Origin of the sequence: Janthinobacterium sp. 75 (assembly GCF_004365495.1) — a bacterium.
Classification (GTDB): Bacteria; Pseudomonadota; Gammaproteobacteria; order Burkholderiales; family Burkholderiaceae_D; genus Janthinobacterium.
Window position 1 is genome coordinate 211,744 of sequence record NZ_SORD01000002.1, and the last position, 16,445, is coordinate 228,188.

General features: G+C 62.7%; 18 protein-coding genes. 5 read left to right on the plus strand and 13 right to left on the minus strand.

Annotated elements, in window-relative coordinates; all coding sequences use genetic code 11:
- Nucleotides 1-16: 16 nt before the first annotated feature.
- The 3 genes from C8C89_RS25280 to C8C89_RS25290 all read right to left on the minus strand — a co-directional run bounded on the left by C8C89_RS25280 (nucleotide 17) and on the right by C8C89_RS25290 (nucleotide 3,197).
- Complete coding sequence (locus C8C89_RS25280) at nucleotides 17-934, minus strand: GntR family transcriptional regulator (RefSeq protein WP_133993833.1); 918 nt, start codon at nucleotides 932-934, stop codon at nucleotides 17-19.
- Nucleotides 935-1,048: 114 nt separating this feature from the next.
- On the minus strand, nucleotides 1,049-2,185 hold the full coding sequence (locus tag C8C89_RS25285; protein WP_133993835.1) for a mannitol dehydrogenase family protein: 1,137 nt from the start codon (nucleotides 2,183-2,185) through the stop codon (nucleotides 1,049-1,051).
- 1 nt (nucleotide 2,186) lies between these two features.
- A complete protein-coding gene (locus C8C89_RS25290; protein WP_133994171.1) occupies nucleotides 2,187-3,197 on the minus strand; it encodes a zinc-binding alcohol dehydrogenase family protein in 1,011 nt (336 codons plus the stop codon).
- A gap of 340 nt (nucleotides 3,198-3,537) precedes the next feature.
- Between C8C89_RS25290 and C8C89_RS25295 the strand changes: the two genes are divergently transcribed.
- Both C8C89_RS25295 and C8C89_RS25300 read left to right on the plus strand, forming a co-directional pair.
- The gene (locus C8C89_RS25295; protein WP_133993837.1) at nucleotides 3,538-4,572 is read left to right on the plus strand and encodes a MerR family transcriptional regulator; all 1,035 of its coding nucleotides are present in this window, start codon (nucleotides 3,538-3,540) and stop codon (nucleotides 4,570-4,572) included.
- Between the two features lie 66 nt (nucleotides 4,573-4,638).
- On the plus strand, nucleotides 4,639-5,742 hold the full coding sequence (locus C8C89_RS25300; RefSeq protein WP_133993839.1) for a hypothetical protein: 1,104 nt from the start codon (nucleotides 4,639-4,641) through the stop codon (nucleotides 5,740-5,742).
- On the opposite strand, the gene C8C89_RS25305 is transcribed toward C8C89_RS25300, so the two are convergent.
- Nucleotides 5,717-6,934: a D-amino acid dehydrogenase gene (locus C8C89_RS25305; RefSeq protein ID WP_133993841.1), complete on the minus strand. Its 1,218-nt coding sequence runs from the start codon at nucleotides 6,932-6,934 to the stop codon at nucleotides 5,717-5,719. The two genes, C8C89_RS25300 and C8C89_RS25305, sit on opposite strands and share 26 nt — an antisense overlap.
- Complete coding sequence (locus C8C89_RS25310) at nucleotides 6,931-7,398, minus strand: helix-turn-helix domain-containing protein (protein ID WP_133993843.1); 468 nt, start codon at nucleotides 7,396-7,398, stop codon at nucleotides 6,931-6,933. The genes C8C89_RS25305 and C8C89_RS25310 overlap by 4 nt, the downstream gene beginning before the upstream one ends.
- Before the next feature lie 91 nt (nucleotides 7,399-7,489).
- On the opposite strand from C8C89_RS25310, the gene C8C89_RS25315 reads away from it, so the two are divergent.
- Complete coding sequence (locus C8C89_RS25315; protein WP_133993845.1) at nucleotides 7,490-8,680, plus strand: MFS transporter; 1,191 nt, start codon at nucleotides 7,490-7,492, stop codon at nucleotides 8,678-8,680.
- Here the strand turns inward: C8C89_RS25315 and C8C89_RS25320 are convergent.
- The 4 genes from C8C89_RS25320 to C8C89_RS25335 all read right to left on the minus strand — a co-directional run bounded on the left by C8C89_RS25320 (nucleotide 8,677) and on the right by C8C89_RS25335 (nucleotide 12,095).
- The gene (locus C8C89_RS25320; RefSeq protein WP_034759676.1) at nucleotides 8,677-9,372 is read right to left on the minus strand and encodes a Crp/Fnr family transcriptional regulator; all 696 of its coding nucleotides are present in this window, start codon (nucleotides 9,370-9,372) and stop codon (nucleotides 8,677-8,679) included. The genes C8C89_RS25315 and C8C89_RS25320 overlap by 4 nt on opposite strands.
- Nucleotides 9,373-9,527: 155 nt before the next feature.
- Nucleotides 9,528-10,175: a response regulator gene (locus C8C89_RS25325; RefSeq protein ID WP_133993847.1), complete on the minus strand. Its 648-nt coding sequence runs from the start codon at nucleotides 10,173-10,175 to the stop codon at nucleotides 9,528-9,530.
- 38 nt (nucleotides 10,176-10,213) lie between these two features.
- Nucleotides 10,214-11,446 carry a GAF domain-containing protein gene (locus C8C89_RS25330; RefSeq protein ID WP_101484209.1) on the minus strand — a complete coding sequence of 411 codons (1,233 nt, stop codon included), beginning with the start codon at nucleotides 11,444-11,446 and terminating at the stop codon, nucleotides 10,214-10,216.
- Nucleotides 11,447-11,513: 67 nt separating this feature from the next.
- Complete coding sequence (locus tag C8C89_RS25335; RefSeq protein WP_101484208.1) at nucleotides 11,514-12,095, minus strand: DJ-1/PfpI family protein; 582 nt, start codon at nucleotides 12,093-12,095, stop codon at nucleotides 11,514-11,516.
- Nucleotides 12,096-12,461: 366 nt separating this feature from the next.
- Here C8C89_RS25335 and C8C89_RS25340 point away from each other — a divergent pair, with 366 nt between their 5' ends.
- The gene (locus C8C89_RS25340) at nucleotides 12,462-12,761 is read left to right on the plus strand and encodes an antibiotic biosynthesis monooxygenase family protein (RefSeq protein WP_101484207.1); all 300 of its coding nucleotides are present in this window, start codon (nucleotides 12,462-12,464) and stop codon (nucleotides 12,759-12,761) included.
- On the opposite strand, the gene pncB is transcribed toward C8C89_RS25340, so the two are convergent.
- Both pncB and C8C89_RS25350 read right to left on the minus strand, forming a co-directional pair.
- Nucleotides 12,758-13,960 (minus strand): nicotinate phosphoribosyltransferase, encoded by a 1,203-nt coding sequence (gene pncB, locus C8C89_RS25345; RefSeq protein ID WP_133993849.1) that lies wholly within the window; start codon nucleotides 13,958-13,960, stop codon nucleotides 12,758-12,760. The genes C8C89_RS25340 and pncB overlap by 4 nt on opposite strands.
- 77 nt (nucleotides 13,961-14,037) lie before the next feature.
- The gene (locus C8C89_RS25350; protein ID WP_133993851.1) at nucleotides 14,038-14,901 is read right to left on the minus strand and encodes a cysteine hydrolase; all 864 of its coding nucleotides are present in this window, start codon (nucleotides 14,899-14,901) and stop codon (nucleotides 14,038-14,040) included.
- 71 nt (nucleotides 14,902-14,972) lie between these two features.
- Between C8C89_RS25350 and C8C89_RS25355 the strand changes: the two genes are divergently transcribed.
- Nucleotides 14,973-15,212, plus strand: a complete 240-nt coding sequence (locus tag C8C89_RS25355) for a TIGR02450 family Trp-rich protein (protein WP_101484204.1) — start codon at nucleotides 14,973-14,975, stop codon at nucleotides 15,210-15,212.
- On the opposite strand, the gene C8C89_RS25360 is transcribed toward C8C89_RS25355, so the two are convergent.
- Nucleotides 15,194-15,625 (minus strand): hypothetical protein, encoded by a 432-nt coding sequence (locus C8C89_RS25360; RefSeq protein ID WP_133993853.1) that lies wholly within the window; start codon nucleotides 15,623-15,625, stop codon nucleotides 15,194-15,196. The two genes, C8C89_RS25355 and C8C89_RS25360, sit on opposite strands and share 19 nt — an antisense overlap.
- Nucleotides 15,626-15,799: 174 nt before the next feature.
- Nucleotides 15,800-16,345 (minus strand): nuclear transport factor 2 family protein, encoded by a 546-nt coding sequence (locus tag C8C89_RS25365; protein WP_133993855.1) that lies wholly within the window; start codon nucleotides 16,343-16,345, stop codon nucleotides 15,800-15,802.
- Nucleotides 16,346-16,445 lie beyond the last annotated feature (100 nt).

Consider the following 16,445-nt stretch of genomic DNA (forward strand, 5'->3'; position numbering starts at 1 on the left):
TCCCCGGCAAAGGCTGCTAGGCGCCTGGCTGGCTCAGTTTTTCGCGCGTGCCTATCGATGACAGCATGGTGCGGCGCGATGAATCCAGGTGCTCCTGCATGCACGCGAGCGCCTTCGGTATGTCGTGCTCCGCCAGCGCGCGCAAGATTGCCAGGTGCTCCTGCACCGCGTACTGGTTGCGGCCCTTTTCCTCGCCCTTGTCCCACTGGTAGTGATAGTGGAAGACAAACGAGACGATATCGTAGAAGCCCTGGGCGAAACGATTGTTCAGCAGGCCAATCAGGAAAGTGTGGAACTCGCGGTCCAGCGCCGGAAAGGCATTGTGGCGCGTGGCTATCCTGGCCGCCAGCTTCTCGTGCTGCTTGATCAGCCGCGCCAGTTCCGCATACGCCGGATCGCCATGCGGCAGGTGCGCAAACTGCTCCACGGCCGCCATTTCGAACATGCGCCGCATGTCCGCCAGTTCGGTGGCGAACGAGCGGTCGAACGCGCACAGGCGCCAGCCGCCGCGGGGCTTCTTTTCGATCAGGCCGAAGCGCGAAAAGCCGATCAAAAATTCGCGCACGCTGACGGTACTGGCACCCGCCTCGCGCGCCAGCTCCGCTTCCGAAAATTCCGCGCCGGGCGGCATGTCGCGCTGGTAGACGCGCTCCATCAGCACTTGCTGGATGCGCTCTGCCCCCGACTGCAATTCGGAGATATCGAAGTAGTCGCCCGATATGGGCTTTCTCAGCAAGCGCCGGTCCGCCGGGCTGCCGATCAGCCGTCGCGTCGACAGGTAAGCGATCGCGCTGCGGATCGCCGTGCGGCTGCCCTGGCAGATGGTCGTCAGGAACTGCTCCGTCGGCAGCATCTCGCCCACTGCGACATTCTCTGCGAGAAATTGCAACAGCAGATTGGTACTGCGCTTGAAGACGGTGGCGGGTTTGGACATGGATGAATGAACGCGCTATGCCAGCGAAAAGGAAAGTGGATAAGTAGGCCATTTTAGTCGATATCGGATTGGATCGGCATGCCGAAAAAGAAACAACTGCGTTGACCGGGGCGTTCATGGCTGCGCTCCCGGCGCCAGCATGGCGCGCAGGCGCGGTTGCGCCAGGGCGGGACAGAGCTGCTGCGCCAGTGCCGCCACGGGCGCCATGCGGCGCTGGATTTTCCCGGCGTGGTGCTGGGCGATGTCGGCCAGGCGGTGCGCAAGGAAGGGGTTGCCGAAACGTTCCCTGACCTGCGCCACATAGGCCAGCGCGGCGTCACCGTGCGGCGTCCCCATGGCGGCAAACACGGGCAGCACCTCCTCCTGCCACACGGCTTCCAGCGAGGCGCGCATGCCACCATCTTCCATCGCCTCGCGCACCGTCATGCCAACCGGGCTGCCGCGTTCCATCCACAGCTGCGCCAGATAGGTATGGCCCAGGTTAAGCAGGAACAGCTTGCGCTGTTCATACTCGCGCAGACTGCCCGTCACCACCAGTTGCGGATGGCGGCACGGCAGCAGCATGCCCTCCTGCGCCTCGATGGCCCACAGCGCATAGGGCTCGGCCACCGCGCCTATCGGTTCGATCGGCTCGGAAACGATGCGGTCGACCAGGGAATTAATCCACAGGCAGCCCGTTTCCAGATAGGCGATGGCGTCTGGCGAAACCCGCCATTGCCGCGCCAGTGTCACGACCACCTGGCGCAGCACCTTTCCGTTATCGGCCACCAGTTCGCACGGAAAAATCGAGATGGGTGCGGCGCCGGCCAGGAAGCGCCCGTGCAACAGCACCAGCAGTTTGGCGGGGAAGCTGGCGGGGACGGCCGCGCCGTCGAGCATGCCGGCGTGGTCGGCCTCATCCAGCTGGTAGCCCGTGTCGCCCGTATTCGAGATAATCACGCACGCGGCCTGGGCCGCATCGCGCACCTGCCGCCAGTCGCTGCCGGCTTGCCAGGCTTGCGTGACAGCGTGGGAGCGGCGCTCTTCATCGACTGGCGCGCCATCCTGCCAGCCGCGGATTAGCACGGGATAGCCGCCGCCGCGGCGAAACGCCGCCACGCGCGCCGCGCCCTGCGCACTGTGCGTGGTCTGCACGATGGTGATATTGCCCAGCGCCTCGCCCTGGCTGGCCGCTTCGCTGACGAACAGGTCGGCGTGCGCCTGCAGGAAGCGGCTGGTTCCAAATTGAAGTATGGGGTTGGAATGCGCCATCTCAGACCTCTACGATGGCCTTGATGACGCCAGCCTCGGGCTGCATCCAGCGATCAAGCACGCCGGTAAAGTCGTCGAGCGTGGTGCGGTGGGTATTGAGCAGCGCGGTCGGCACCAGGCCTGCCTTCATGGCCGCCACCACTTCCTCGAAATCGTCGACGGTGGCGTTACGGCTACCCAGCAAGGTCGTTTCGCGCTTGTGGAATTCAGGGTCGGAAAAGGACAGGCGATCGCGCACGATGGAGACCAGCACGTAGCTGCCGCCGTGGGCGACAAAATCCAGGCCTCGCTCCATGGCGGCGATATTGCCAGTGGCGTCAAAGACCACGTCGAAAAATTCGCCGCCGGTGGCATCCGACAACTGCTCCTTGTCACCCCCGCCCAGCGCCACCGTGCGGACGATGCCCAGCGCCTCGCGGCAAAACTGCAGACGATCGGCGCGGCCATCGAGCACCGTCACCTCGGCGCCTTTCAGCGATGCGAACAGCATCACGGCCATGCCGATCGGGCCTGCACCCACCACCAGCACGCGCTTGGCCGCATCGACCGCGCCGCGCTTGACGGCATGCGCGCCGATGGCGAGAAATTCGATCATGGCCGCGTCGTCGAGCGAGATGCCTTCGGTCTTGAAGACAAAGCGCTCGGGCAGCGCCAGGTATTCGCTCATGCCGCCGTCGCGGTGCACACCCAACACTTCGATGCGGGTGCAGCAGTTGGTCTTGCCCTGGCGGCACGCCACGCAGCTGCCGCAGGAAAGGTAGGGCATCACGTAGACCTGGTCGCCCACTGCCAGGCGCGAGCCGGCTGGCGCGCTGTCGATATGGCCGGACAATTCATGGCCCATCACGCGCGGGTAACTGAGGAAAGGCTGAGTGCCGCGGAAGATATGCATGTCGGTGCCGCAGATGCCTACGCGGCGTATGCGCAGCAGCACTTCGCCCTCGCCTGGCACGGGCACGGGGCGCTGCTCCATGCGCAAACTGCCGGGCGTATCGCAAACGATACTTTTCATCATGGTCGTCTCTCTCGCCGCCCGGATCTTGCCGGTGGCATATTATATTTAACGTACAACTCAACTGCGAAAAAAATCCGTCTGCGCGGATTATCTTTCCAGCCCGGCCAATGGCGCAACTTGCTGCGCCGCACAACGACTATTCCGTCATTCCACCTGACCCGAACCTGCTTGTTTGGCTGACGTCGTCATGCGGTTTTATAAATATACCGTACAAAAAAATGAAGGTCAACGGATTCTTTTTCCGTTTTTTTCAGGGTCCTCTGCTACATTCCTGCTTGACCCTGACGTAGCGTCAGGCGCCATCGTGGCTGCACGCACTGAAGAAAGGGAGAAGACGATGCTGTTGAAAATCGGTGAACTGGCCAGGCTCACGGGCCTCACTATCCGCACCCTGCACCACTACGACAGCATCGGCCTGCTCTCGCCTTCAGCGCGCACACCCGCTGGCTACCGCCTGTACCAGCACAGCGACATGGACCGGTTGCACCGGATCATGGCGCTGCGCAAGTTCGGGCTGTCGCTGGCCGAGATCGCCAACGCACTCGCCGGCCCGGATCTGCCCTTGAGCGCCATCGTGGCGCAGCAGATCGCCATGCTGGAGCGCCAGATCGCACAGGCATCCACCCTGCGCGCACGCCTGTGCACCTTGCAGGCGCAACTGTCGCAAGGGCAAGCCCCGGAACTGGCCGAGTGGCTCACCACAATGGAGTTGATGACCATGTACGACAAATATTTTAGTCACGAAGAACTGCAACAACTGCCGCTGCTGTCGGACGCGGCTGTGGAACAGGAATGGAAAGCACTGGTGGCAAGAGTGCGCGCCGCCAGGGACGCGGGCGCCGGCCCCGACGATGTCCAAGCACAAGCCCTGGCCACGGAATGGATGGTCAAGCTGGTGCGCGACACGGGCGCCCACCCCGGCCTGTTCGCGCGCCTGAACGACATGCACGCGCAGGAGCCATCCATGCAAGCGACGACCAGCATCGATGCGGACTTGATGCAATTCATCATTGCCGCCTTCAATGCCTCGCGCATAGCGCTGTACCAGCCCTTCCTCGACGAACAGGAGTACGCATACCTCGTGGCCAACTATGGCAAGCGCTCTGGCGAGTGGCCGGCCCTGATCGCCGCCGTGCGCGCCGCCATGGATGCGCGCACGCCGCCCACCGCCCCGGCCGTGCTGCAACTGGCGCGGCAGTGGCTGGGACTGTTCCGCTCCTATGCAGGCACGGACCCGGCCACGCAGCTGAAATTCCGCCAGGCGCACCAGCAGGAACCGCGTCTGATGGAAGGCAGCTTTGTCGACGGGGCCATGCTGCAATACCTGGGTGCGGCCATGACAGTGGTGGCGCTGGAGCGCCCTCGCAGTTAGTTGTCGTGCGGCACATCCAGGCAGTGGCCATGTAGAATCGGCCATCGCCAATCACCGGAAAACCCGATGCGCTGTTTTTTGCCACGTTCATTGCTTGTATGCCTGTCCCTGCCCGCCCTGAATGCCGCCATGGCGGCCGAGCCCCCCGTGCAAGGGGTGTGGCAGGGCACCTTGGGCAAGGCCAATATCGTGGCCTGCTTCAACCAGCCCAGCCCCACGCAAGGGTCTGACCGCAGCGGCAATTATTACTACACGCGCTACAAGACGCCCATCATGCTGGCCAAGCCGAACGGCAAGAGCGACTGGAGCGAGTCCGATGCCAAGGGCGACACGACGGGCACGTGGTCATTGCATGTGCCGCAGGGCGGCAAGCAAAGTGACAAGCTCATCGGCACCTGGACAGCCCCGAAAAGCGGCAAAACCCTGCCGCTGGCCTTGAGCCTGCTGGAAGCGGCAGGCGACCGCGACCATCCATCCTGCGCCAGCGACGCCTACAACCTGGCGCTGGAAGACTTTCCCAGCACCAAGGTGAGTAAAGCCATTGCCTTCGAAGGCAAGCAATACCGCAACCTGCAAGTAGGCGACACCATCACCGTGGAATTGATGGCGCCCGGCGATGGCGTGGCGAAAATCAATGCCCAACTGCGTGCCGTGCTGGCCAGGAACAAGAAAGACCTGGCCGACTTCTATGCCACGCGCCGCGAATACCTGGGCCGCAACGGCTTCACGACGGAAGACGAAGTGTATGCGGAGCCCACCTACTGGTCGCCGCGCTGGGTGACGATCAAGTTTTACCGCTGGCCGGCCGGCTATGGCGCCAATGGCATCTCCATCCGGTTCCGCACCTGGGACGTGAAAACGGGCCAGGAAACGGACGTGTGGAACTGGTTTGGCGCCAGCGCCAGCGATGGCGACGACAAGGCCGAATTGCCGGACCGCCTGCGGCAAGCCCTGTTCAAGGACGTCAAGATCGATGCCGAGTGCAAAGGCACGGATTACGACGGCCGCGGCCGCTTCCACCTGTCGCTGAAGCCGGAAGGCGTGTCCTTCTGGGAAGACTCGAACGGCAGCGGCTGCGAAAACGACTTCCTGCTGCCCTACAACAAGGTCGGCCCCTTCCTGACCGTCAAGGGCCGCGCCGCGCTCAGCGATTTGTTGCCAAAGAACTAGCCACCACCTCTGCTACCAGCTCCGCCGTGGCGGCCGCCAGGGTCCAGCCCAGGTGGCCATGGCCCGTGTTGTAGTACACACCCGGCGCCTTGCCCGCCCCCACTTTCGGCAGCATGGCCGGCAGCATGGGGCGCAAGCCCGCCCACGGGATCACCTTGCGCGTATTCACGCCAGGAAAACACTGCTCTACCCACTGCAGCAGCGGGCGAATGCGGTCGGCGCGGATATCGTAATTGATGCCATTGAATTCCGCCGTGCCCGCCACCCGCAGCCGGTCCTCGCCCAGGCGGCTGCTGACCAGCTTGGTGGCATCATCGAGCAGGCTGACCTTGGGCGCGGCCGCCTGGCTGGCTTCGTCGTCCAGCTGCACGGTGATCGAATAGCCTTTCACGGGATACACATTCACATGGTCTCCCAGCGATGCCGCCAGGGCGCGGCTGGCCGTGCCCGCGCAAATGACGACGGCGTCGAACAGGATACTGTCCTCACCCAGGCTGACACGCACCTTGCCGTGCTCGCGCGCCAGCGCCGTCACCTGTGCGCCATAGCGGCAGGCCACGCCCAGGCGGGCGCAGGCGTCGGCCAGGCCGCTGGTGAATTTGTGGATGTCGCCCGTGGAATCGCTGTCCGTGTAGTAGCCGCCGTAAAAGTCGCCGGTGAGGGTCGGTTCGATGGCGCGCATCTCCTGCGGCGTGACGGCGCGCCGCTGCAAGCCGCCCTGCGCCAGCAGGCGCGACACGCCGGCCGCCCGCTCGAAGCCGCGCCGGTCCCGGTAAATGTGCAGGATGCCGGCGCGGCGGTGATCGAAAGCGATGTTTTCTGTTTGCGCCCACGCAAACAATTGTTCGCGCGCGGCGATCGCCATGCGCGCCGTGGCGATCGTGTTGCGCTCGTAGTGCGGCATGGCGGCGAGAAATTGCGCAAACCAGCTCAGCTTGTGCCAGCCGGGAGTCGGATTGAGCAGCAGTGGTGCATCGCGCCGCGCCATCCATTTCAAGGCGTTCCATATCGTCGCCTTGTGGTTCCACACTTCCGCATGCGAGGCCGATAATTGCCCGCCATTCGCATACGATGTTTCCATGGCCGCATAGCGGTGGCGTTCGATCAGGGTGACATTGACGCCCCGTTTTGCCAGCGCGTAAGCGCTGGTGACGCCCGTGATGCCGCCGCCGATGACGGCCACGCGCTTCATGCCTTCGGCTCCACCTCAGTGACCACCTTATGCACGACGGTATCGCCCGCCTGCAAGACGCGTCCATCCTCGGCCAGCACGTCGATGCGGCGCACGGGCAAGCCTGAACCGCGCTGCAGCAGGGTGGAATGCGCCTCGCCCGCCTCGAACAGCTGCTCCTCGCTCCACTGCCGCAAACCGACGACGACGGGAAACAGCGCCAGCCCCTTTTGCGTCAGCACATATTCCTGGTAGGTCGTGCCGTCCGAGGCGGGCGCGACCGTAAAAATGCCCTCTTCCACCAGCGTATGCAGGCGGTCGGCCAGGATGTTCTTCGCCACGCCCAGGCTTTTCTGGAATTCGCCGAACCTGCGCATGCCGTCGAAGGCATCGCGCACGATCAGCAGCGACCAGCGCTCGCCGATGACGTCGAGCGCGCGCGCCACGGGACAGGGGTCGGTTTTCAGGCTTTTGCGCTTGGCCACGGGTAGTCTCCACGATTGAGTGGTTGCATTTTAAAACTTCCCCGCGTAGACTCCAACTGGTTTTAATTTGAAACCACTTATATACAACTCTATGCGCGACACAAACCCTCCCCTCACGACCGCACTTCCGCCCACCCTCGTCTGGCTGTTTGCAACGGCAGCCGGCCTCAGCGTGGCCAATGTGTATTACGCCCAGCCCTTGCTGGCTACCCTGGCGCACGAATTCGGCATGACGGACGCCGCCAGCGGCATGGTCATCACGGCCACGCAGATCGGCTGCGCGCTGGCCCTGCTGCTGCTCGTGCCCTTGGGCGACATGCTGAACCGGCGCCGTTTGACCCTGATCCAGCTGGGCCTGCTGGCCATCACCCTGGCGGCGCTGGGCTGCGCCCGCTCCACGGCCGCCCTGCTGGGCGGCATGCTGCTGGTGGGCTTGCTGGGCACGGCCATGACGCAAGGCTTGATTGCCTACGCGGCTAGCACGGCGGCCAGCCACGAGCGGGGCCGGGTGGTGGGCATGGCGCAGGGCGGCGTGGTGATCGGCTTGCTGCTGGCGCGCACGCTGTCCGGCGTGGTGGCCGATCTCGCCGACTGGCGCGCCGTGTATTTCGTCTCGGCGGCCATGGCTTGCGCCCTGCTGTTGCTGCTGTGGCGCAAGCTGCCGCCAGCGCAGCCATCCAATCAGAAGCTGGCCTACGGCGCCCTGCTCGCCTCCATGCTGGACATGTTGATGCATAACAAGGTGTTGCGCGTGCGCGGCATGCTGGCCATGCTGATGTTTGCCGTGTTCAATATTTTCTGGAGTGCCCTGGTGCTGCCATTGACGGCGCAAGGCTATAGCCATGCGGCCATCGGCGCGTTTGGCCTGGTGGGCGTGATCGGCGCGCTGGGCGCGGCGCGTGCCGGGGCGCTGGCCGACAAGGGCCGCGCGCAATGGACGACGGGCGCGGCCCTGCTATTGCTGCTCGCTGCATGGCTGCCGCTCGGGTTTGCCGGTACGGCCCTGTGGCCCCTGATCGTCGGCATCATCGCGCTGGACCTGGCAGGGCAGGCCATCCACGTGACGAACCAGAGCCTGATTTTCAAACAGGACAGCGACGCGCACAGCCGCCTGGTGGCGTGCTACATGCTGTTTTATGCGGTGGGTAGCGGTGTGGGAGCGATTGCCGCCACCAGCGTGTATGCGCTGGCGGGCTGGCATGGGGTATGCGCGCTGGGCGCGGCGGTCAGCTTGCTCGCCCTGCTGTTCTGGCGGCTGACCTTGCCTGCTGAAAAAGCTTAGTTCAGCATGGCCGTGGCGGAGCCATGGCGGTAGGTTTTCAAGGCATCGGGCTGGATCTGGATCAGCGAACCGCTGACTTTAATCAAATGCAAGTCCGTCAACTGGTGCAGCACGCGCGACAGGGTGGCGGGCGCCAGGTTCAGGAACGATGCCAGCAGACTTTTCTTCAAGTCCAGCTTGACCTCGTTCGAACGCTGCTGGTCCGACGCCTGCAGCAGGTATTCGACCACGCGCTGGGTGGCGTTCTGCACGGAGCAGCGTTCCACGTTGCGGATAAAACCCATCAGGTGGTGCGACAGGCTGTTCATCATCTGGCGCGCGATGCGGGGCGACTGGTCCAGCAGGCGCAGCAGCGCGTGCGGCGGGATGCGCAGCAGCAGGCAGTGCTCAAGCGCTTCGGCGCAGAACGGGTACGGCTCATCGAGGAAAATCATGGCTTCGCCGAAGCTCTGGCCCGGGCGGATCAGTTCCAGTACCTTGTCGGTACCTTCCATGGAGAATACGCTCAGCTTGACGAGGCCGAAGACCACCACATAGGCGCCTTCCGCCACTTCGCCCTTGCGGAACAGCACTTTGCCTTTTTCCACTTCGACGCGCACGACATCCTGGCGCAATTGTTCTAATTGCGAAGGGGAAATATGGCGGAACAGAGCCTGGCTCGATAGCAAGCCATCGACGTTGACCTTATGCATGACACTCTCTTATTAGATTAGCGAATGACTAAGAGTGTAATGCGCAGGCACCGTCAAGGCCATACGTCAAAGGAACTAGGGTTGTCTAGGCCGGAACGCCATGCAGATCAAACAATCGCGCATTCCTCGTGGCCTATTTGCGCTTTGCTTGATTTTTATCTGCCCAGTTCGCGCTCGACCGCATACACGGCGATCTGCACGCGGCTGCTGAGCTTAAGCTTTTTGAGGATGTTTTGCACGTGGATTTTCACCGTGCTTTCGGCCACATCCAGCTGCCGCGCGATTTCCTTGTTGCTCAGCCCTTGCGCCAGGCAAGCCATGGCTTCGCGCTCGCGCGGCGTCAATTTGTCGTAGTCGGCCTGGGGCGCGTTCTGCCCCGCGCGGAACTGGGACACCAGCTTGGCCGTCATGGCGTCGGCAATCACGGATTCGCCGGCGGCGGCGCGGCAGATGGCCTGGCCCAGCTGTTCGGCTTCTATATTTTTCAGCAAGTAACCGCGTGCGCCCGCGCGCAGGGCAGCGCCCAGGTCGGCCGCGTTTTCGGACACGGTCAGCATCAGCACCACCATCTGCGGCATGTCCTGCAAGATCAGCTGCAGCGCTTCCACGCCCGTTACGCCGGGCATGTTCAAATCCATCAGTACCACGTCGGGCCGCAGCTCGGACGTCAGGCGCACGCCGTCAAGCCCGTTCGATGCCTCGCCCACCACCTGGAACAGAGGATTGCGCTGCAGCAGCAGCTTGACGCCGCTGCGCAGCAAGGTGTGGTCGTCGACCAGCAGGATTTTGATTGGAGCGTTCACGTATTTGTATCTTCTACCTGGTAGGAATGAATCTGATGTTACGCGGCCTGGCGCCGGGCTGCCGGCAAGGCCAGCGAGATCGTCGTGCCGCCGCCGGGCGTGCTGTCGATGGCAAATTGCGCACCGAGCCGCTCGGCTCTTTCCTGCATGATACGCAAGCCGATCTGCAACTCCGTTTTCTTGTCGCGCAGGTTGGCGGCGAAGCCTTCGCCATCGTCGCGCACCTGCAGCGCAAAATCGCGCCCGTTTTCCACGCGCAGCGCCACGTTGCTCGCTTGCGCGTGCTTGCGGATATTCGACAGCGCTTCCTGCACGATGAACAGGATCTGCAGCTGTTGCTCCGGCGCCAGCGGCGCGCCATTGCCGCTCATGTCCAGGGTGCCGACGACGCCCGTCTGCAGCTCGAACTTGGCCAGCACTTCGCTGAGTTTGCTTTCCAGGTCGCTGCCATGCCAGCGCGTGCGGAAATTGACCAGCAATTCACGCACATCCTGGTAGCTTTGCTCGACACCCATGCGCATCAGCGGCAGCACTTCAGCCGCCTCGTCGAGCTGGCCCCGGCGCACGGAATCGTCGAGCATCTGCACTTGCAGGCTGATGAAGTTCAAGCTTTGCGCGATGCTGTCATGCAAGCCTTCGGCCAGCAGGCTGCGTTCGCGCGCGACGGCAAATTCCTTCTCGCGCGCGATCAGGCGCTGGTTCTCGATGGCGATGCCCAGGCTCTGGCCCAGCGTCTCCAGCCAGCCCTGCTGCTGCGCATGCACGGCTTGCGGGCGCGCAAAGTGCAGCGAAAAACTGCCCACTACCTGCTCGCGCGCAAGGATGGGGAAAACGGCGATGGCGATAAAACCTTCGTCCTGGCAGCGGAAGCGCTGCAGCGCATCGACCTGGCGGAAATCGCGGATCTGGATCACGCCCTGCGCCACGGCAGCGCCACACAGGCAATCATTGTTGCGGATGCAATGTTCCTCTTCCACCATGGCATCCGAAATGCCCTCATGCACGATGATGTGCACGGTATCGTGCTGGGGATCAAGGATGCGCACGGTGCCGCCTTCGGCTTGCGCAAACTGCATCACATGGCGCAGGAAGCCACGGCATAGCGCATCGATGGCGTGCTGGCCCGCCAGCAGGGTGGAGATCTCATGCAGGGTGGCCAACTGGCGTTCCTGCGCGGCGCTCAGGCCCGATTCGGCCTGCGCCAGGCGGCGCTGGCGCCAGCGCGAGGCTGGAAGTTGTTTGCGGGAAGGTTGACTGCGCGGCGCATGCATGAAAAACTCGAATCGATTCTAGGGAGGATAAACACCCGGCATGCTGGCACGCCGGGCAAGTGTGACGTTACAAACGGATTTCGGTGCCCAGCAGCTTGACGAACTGCGCCAGCCAGGCCGGATGCGCGGGCCAGGCCGGGGCAGTGACGAACTGGCCATCCGTGACGGCGTCCGTGACGGCGATGTCGGCATACGTGCCGCCCGCCAGTGTCACTTCCGGCGCGCAGGCGGGATAGGCGGAAATGCGCTTGCCGCGGATGACATCGGCCGCGGCCAGCAATTGCGCGCCGTGGCAGACGGCCGCGACAGGCTTGCCCGCGTCGGCAAAGTGGCGCACGGCGGCGATGACTTTCGCGTTCAGGCGCAGGTATTCGGGCGCGCGGCCGCCGGCGATCATCACGGCGTCATAGTCGGCCGGGTCGATCTCGTCGAAACTGGCGTTCAGGGTGAACAAATGCCCCGGCTTTTCCGTGTAGGTCTGGTCGCCCTCGAAATCGTGGATGGCCGTCTTGATCGTCTCGCCGCTTTTCTTGCCGGGACAGACGGCATGCACGGTATGGCCCAGCATCAGCAAGGCCTGAAACGGCACCATCGTTTCATAATCTTCTGCAAAATCGCCGGTCAAAAACAGAATTTTCTTCGCTGCCATTTAGTTCTCCTATGAAAGATTGATCCCGCATCCCTGCCTGCAGAATGCACCGCAAGGCGTATCTTAGCGCGACTTGGCAGCCATACTGGATATTTATCAAACTTTTGCGACTTGATCGAGGATTTTACAGGCTGAGGCAGAATTTTTTACAGGCTCGCAGGTCGAAGCAGGGCATGGCGGCATGGCGGCATGGCGCGGCGTATTACGCCTCGTTGTCGACATCGGCACTCCACAGTAACGGGAACGGAAAAGGGAATGGGCGCATGCCATCCCGCAGGCGCACACGCGCTTGCGGGCTGAGGCCCTCCCCCGCGCGGCCAAACTATGGCAAGATCAAGCTTCCTTCATTCCACAGTGGAACTTGCCATGATTTTTGAAATTGCCCACATCCAGATCAAATCGGCCACGCATGACGCTTTCGAGGCGGCCGTCGCCAAAGCCGTGCCCCTGTTCCAGCGCGCGCGCGGCTGCGTATCGATGCGCCTGGAGCGCTCGATCGAAAACGGCGATGCCTACCGCCTGGTGGTGGGCTGGAGCACCCTGGAAGACCATACCGTGCATTTCCGCGGCAGCGACGACTTCCAGGCATGGCGCGGCCTGGTGGGCGAATTCTTTGCCGCCCCTCCCCAGGTCGAGCACATGAACACGGTGGTCGCAGGCTTCTAGACCGGTACTTGCACGGCAGGATGGTGAAACACCTGCCGCAAGTAGGCGAGGAAGGTTTCATCCTTGCACAGGGTCTTGCCCGGCGAGTCGGACAGTTTCGCCACCGACTGGCCATTGCAGCGCACCAGTTTCATGACGATGTTGAGCGGCGTCAAACCGACGTCGTTGGTGAGATTGGTGCCGATGCCAAAGCCCGTCATGATGCGGTCGGCGAAGTGCTGGTACAGGGCGAAGGCCTTGTCCAGGTCCAGGCCGTCGGAAAACACGAGGCGCTTGGTGTTGGCGTCGATGCGCAGGGCCGCGTAGTGGGCCAGCGCCTTCTCTCCCCACTCGACGGGGTCGCCCGAATCGTGGCGCAAGCCGTCGAACAGCTTGGCGAAATACAGGTCGAAGTCGGCCAGAAAAGCGTCCATGCCCACCACGTCCGTCAGGGCGATGCCCAGGTCGCCCCGGTATTCCTGCACCCAGTCTTCCAGTGCCGCCTTTTGAAAGTCGCGCAGGCGCACGCCGAAGGACTGGAATGACTGCATGTATTCATGCGCCATCGTGCCGATCGGCACGATACCGAGCTTCTTCGCCAGATACACATTCGACGTGCCCTTGAAATACTCAGGCACTTCATGCGCCAGGCGCTGCACCACCTCATCGTGCCAGGCGCCGGAAAAACGCCGGCGCACGCCGAAATCGGAAAACTCAAACGGATGCTTGCGCCGCGGCAGCTTGCCAAACTCCTTGACGGCCGCCACTTTCAAGCCCAGGCGGTGACGCCCTTCGCGCATGGCCACATCGAGGTCGAAGCGGCGGAAATACAGTTCATTAATGATGTACAACACGAAAATCTCGAAACCCATCACGTGCACTTGCGGCCCGGCCGCATGCACGAGCAAGGTGTCGCCATCCGTGCTGACGTCGATGAACTTGCGCTGGAAGCGGAACACTGTCAAAAAGTCGACGAAATCGCTCTTCATGAAGCGCAGGGTGCGCAAATAGGCCAGCTCGTCGTCGGCAAACGACATCGAGCACAGGTGGTCGAGCTGCTCTTCCAGCTCGACCTTCAGTTCGGCCAGCGGGAAGGCGGTCGCGTTGCGGCAGACAAATTCGTATTCGGTATGGGTGTTCGGATGACCGTGCAGCAATGCTTGCCACATTGTAAATTTATACAGATCGGTTTCCAGCAAACTGCGCACTATCGGGGTCATGTGTGTTTTCTCCAACTTCCTGAAGCCAGAATAGTACGCCACCGCAAGCATTTCAGCAGGGAACGCTCGACAGTGGCTCAGGCCAGCGCGTTGGACAGCAACTCGGGCAAGACCTCGGCGGACGACGCCAGGCGCGCGCCACGCTCGTGCATGGCGGCAAGGAAGTCGCGCTGCTGCGCTGCAAAGCCCGTGACGGGACTCATGCAGTCGGTCAGCAGCACCAGTCGCGACAGGGCCGGCTTGCCTTGCTGCGCTTCCAGATAATCGGCGATGTGCTCGGTGCTGGCTTTCACGCAGTGGCTGCCCGCTTCGCCCGTGATATAGATCTGCTGCGCCGGCAGCAGGGTGGCGAGGAAATCCAGGTTGAGCTGGGTGGCCGCATCCTGGGCATCGGGCACTTCCGCCATGACGGCCGAGTAATGCTCGGTCCAGGGGTTGGAACCCTTGCTCAGCTTGGCGACCACTCGCAGCTGATCCACTTCCCAGGCGTTGTAGGCAGCGCGCACGGCCGCATGGATATTCTGGCCCCAGCTGCCGATCTCGCAATGCACGGGCCACACCATCAACTGGTAACGCCCCGCTTGCTGCAAGGCATCGAGGTAAGCCAGCGCGCGTGGCAAGGCGTCGCTGGCGGCGGGCAGGAACAGGCGGGCGCGCACCTGCTGCGCGCTGATCTGCGTAAACGGCGCGACGGGACCGCCATCGCCCGTGCGCCAGAAGGCGGGGTGGGCGATGTCATAGCGGTGGTGGGCGTCGAGGGTCACGCTGATCTGCGTCAAACCGCCGCCCCCTTCACGGATCAGCTGCGCCACGCGCAGCATGTCCTGGTGGGCCCCGGGCACGGCCAAGGCCGGCGCGGCACCTGGCGGCAGCCAGGTGGCGGGCAAGTCGCAAAAATCGTTTTGCGGGTCGATGACGAGCAGGTGCAACTGGCGTTTCATGGCGGTCCTCGTGCGTGGCGGGTATGGCATGATAATGGCAACATCGCCATCACGCCAATCCGGGAGCCGCCATGCACCTTCAAAAGCACAACAACGTACGTCCGAGCAAATTACTGAACAGTAAATGGACGGCCGTCACGCCAGCCAACAAGGAAAAACACTTCCTCGTCATCAAGCTATGCGCAGCTGCCACGCCCGATGAGCCCGTCACGCACGTGGCGCTGGAAGCCGTGCATTCCGGCCGCGTGCAAATCCTGCCATGGCGCGCGCTGCAGGATGCTGCGCAATGGCATCAGGGATGGAAAACATAGCGGCGCTGGCGCCGCTCGACCAGCTTGACGGCCACCTCGCCCGCTTCCGTCATGGCGTCCGCTTCCGTTGTAAACTGGTGGTCGGCCGACACCCGGCGCTTGCGCACCAGATTCACCCGATGCATGGGGTTGGACGAGGGGGCATAGATGGCGACGTACGCGCCCCACAGCTTGCAGCCGCGCAGGCGCTCTGCCGTGTAATTCACCTCATAAAAATCAACATACTTTATCGGCACGATGTGCGCTCCAAAAATGACATGGCCGGACAGCTTGTCTCTACGGACTGACGCGGTAAAGGGTAAAACCATGCGCTCGCGATTGATCAGGATACTCAATTCAGCTCTCTTTTTATCAGGCGGCACAGGAGAAAAGGGATGCATGACTACATCATCTTCATGCATGACGACAGACAAGCATCTGCTTGCACCAGCCAGGCCGGTGACAGCACACTTGTCAGGCTAACTACGTGTGCAAGCTGAAAGTATAGACGATGCGAAAAAATTATTACTGGGCAACTCCGTACTGAACGCAGCTGGCCCGGCGGCAATGCGCGCACTGCCGCGCGACTGACGCGTCACGGCTGGGGCCTACTTTCCTGCCTCGGCAGCGGGATGCATGGACCAGACAACGCTGAGGATTTTCCATTCGCCGTCGCGCTTGACCAATTGCCACGCTTCCACGCCATAGTTGGACAATGTGCCGCCGACGAGGAATTCATAGTCGAAGTTGACCCACGCCACATGGCGGTCCTGGGTGATCTTGACGTTGTAGAATTTTTCTTCCGTGCGCTGCGGTTCGCGCTTGATGAAATTGGCGAAACCGACGTAGCCGGCCGCCCCGACGCCGTCGAAGTGGACGTCCGTCGTGTCGCGCATCTTCTTGATGAAAGCATCGTCAGCCGGCGAGGCGAACAAAATGTTCGTGTGCAGCATCAGCGACGACAGCAGCTTGACATCCTTGGCGATCAGGGCCGCCTGGAAGTCGGCGACGACTTTTTCGATGGCGCGGATATCTTCGGGCGTGGAGGCGTGGCGGCCCACGTGAGGCGGCGCCACTGGCCCAGTTTGCGCTTGCGCAATGCCTGCCGCCAGCAGGGAACACCCGAACAATACTGCGCTTGCCAACTTGTGCATGGGGGACTTTCATGGCGAACCGTTCGCCGGCCTGGCACGGGGCGTGCCGCCGGCAAGCTTATGTCAACCATGGCAGATTGGCAATCCCCCTGAAGACCTA

Bases quoted from the DNA above. Each gene is read 5' to 3' on its own strand.
- C8C89_RS25280 (WP_133993833.1), bottom strand. From the start codon at position 934: ATGTCCAAACCCGCCACCGTCTTCAAGCGCAGTACCAATCTGCTGTTG.
- C8C89_RS25285 (WP_133993835.1), bottom strand. From the start codon at position 2,185: ATGGCGCATTCCAACCCCATACTTCAATTTGGAACCAGCCGCTTCCTG.
- C8C89_RS25290 (WP_133994171.1), bottom strand. From the start codon at position 3,197: ATGAAAAGTATCGTTTGCGATACGCCCGGCAGTTTGCGCATGGAGCAG.
- C8C89_RS25295 (WP_133993837.1), top strand. From the start codon at position 3,538: ATGCTGTTGAAAATCGGTGAACTGGCCAGGCTCACGGGCCTCACTATC.
- C8C89_RS25300 (WP_133993839.1), top strand. From the start codon at position 4,639: ATGCGCTGTTTTTTGCCACGTTCATTGCTTGTATGCCTGTCCCTGCCC.
- C8C89_RS25305 (WP_133993841.1), bottom strand. From the start codon at position 6,934: ATGAAGCGCGTGGCCGTCATCGGCGGCGGCATCACGGGCGTCACCAGC.
- C8C89_RS25315 (WP_133993845.1), top strand. From the start codon at position 7,490: ATGCGCGACACAAACCCTCCCCTCACGACCGCACTTCCGCCCACCCTC.
- C8C89_RS25320 (WP_034759676.1), bottom strand. From the start codon at position 9,372: ATGCATAAGGTCAACGTCGATGGCTTGCTATCGAGCCAGGCTCTGTTC.
- C8C89_RS25330 (WP_101484209.1), bottom strand. From the start codon at position 11,446: ATGCATGCGCCGCGCAGTCAACCTTCCCGCAAACAACTTCCAGCCTCG.
- C8C89_RS25335 (WP_101484208.1), bottom strand. From the start codon at position 12,095: ATGGCAGCGAAGAAAATTCTGTTTTTGACCGGCGATTTTGCAGAAGAT.
- C8C89_RS25340 (WP_101484207.1), top strand. From the start codon at position 12,462: ATGATTTTTGAAATTGCCCACATCCAGATCAAATCGGCCACGCATGAC.
- pncB (WP_133993849.1), bottom strand. From the start codon at position 13,960: ATGACCCCGATAGTGCGCAGTTTGCTGGAAACCGATCTGTATAAATTT.
- C8C89_RS25350 (WP_133993851.1), bottom strand. From the start codon at position 14,901: ATGAAACGCCAGTTGCACCTGCTCGTCATCGACCCGCAAAACGATTTT.
- C8C89_RS25355 (WP_101484204.1), top strand. From the start codon at position 14,973: ATGCACCTTCAAAAGCACAACAACGTACGTCCGAGCAAATTACTGAAC.
- C8C89_RS25365 (WP_133993855.1), bottom strand. From the start codon at position 16,345: ATGCACAAGTTGGCAAGCGCAGTATTGTTCGGGTGTTCCCTGCTGGCG.